General features: G+C 31.1%; 1 protein-coding gene. It reads left to right on the forward strand.

Annotated elements, in window-relative coordinates:
• Window positions 1-421: hypothetical protein (locus AC1DOS_RS20530; RefSeq protein WP_477538957.1), on the forward strand; the 421-nt coding region annotated here is incomplete at its 5' end.
• Between the last annotated feature and the right edge of the window lie 106 nt (window positions 422-527).

Genomic DNA, 527 nt, shown 5'->3' on the forward strand with positions numbered 1-527 from the left:
ATTCTTACAAGACCTAAGCAATCGAGATAATCATAAAAGATCACGTGCAGCACAATTTCTTTCTAATTTAGCAATAAGTGACCCAGAGAAAAGAATTCTTAATGATTTCCCCTCATTATGGGAATTAACGAAAGATCCTAAATTTGTCACTGCAAGACATAGTTTGCAATCCATTTGGAGAGTAGGTTTAGCTGGAGATGAACAACAAGAATTGTTAATTAATCACTTTACAGACCGCTTTAGAAACTGTAAAGAGGAAAAAAATCACACTTTGATTCGATACGATATTATCCAAGGTTTTAGAAACTTATATGATGAATTAAAGAAAGTTGAAATAAAACAAGTATCCCTTGATTTAATAGCAACAGAAGAAGATAGTAAATATCAGAAGAAATATGCAACTGTATGGAGAAATACATAAAATTGGATAAGATATTACTTTTTTTCAGCATACGAAAATAGGGGAGATTGATTAGAAGTTGGGTCTTAATCAACTAACGGTTAGTTGAACAACGCTTATAATATTT

The organism is Paenisporosarcina sp. P5_A11 (assembly GCF_056400705.1).